Source organism: Streptomyces sp. SP17BM10 (assembly GCF_036322405.1).
GTDB lineage: Bacteria > Actinomycetota > Actinomycetes > Streptomycetales > Streptomycetaceae > Kitasatospora.
Window position 1 is genome coordinate 1 of record NZ_JAQYXB010000239.1, and the last position, 360, is coordinate 360.

A 360-nucleotide genomic window follows, 5' to 3' on the forward strand; every position below is an offset into this window, starting at 1 on the left:
GTGTCCACCCGGACGCCGCCGAGCTGGTGGACCGGCTGCGCGGGGTAGGCGGGGGCCGGCGGGCCGGTGCCGGCCGAGCGGGGGGGGCGGGCCCCCCCCGGACAGGCATCCCAGATGTACACCCAGTCGCCACCATCCACACAGCCGCGCGCGACGCGCGCCCCCACCCCACCCCCCAAGCCCCCCCCAACCCCTCGCCCCACCCCCAAAACCAACAAAACACCCAACCCAAAAACAAAAAACAAACCCCCCAAAAACAAAACAAACACCCAAAAAACAAAAAAAACAAAAAAAAAAAACACAAACACCAACACAAACAAACCCCCCCCCACACCAACAACAAAAAAACAAAAAACCCCA

The 360-nt window shown here is 61.1% G+C and carries 1 pseudogene; it reads right to left on the reverse strand.

The window, feature by feature from the left end:
• Positions 1–360, reverse strand: a pseudogene (locus tag PUR71_RS01005) (hypothetical protein); the annotation flags it as partial.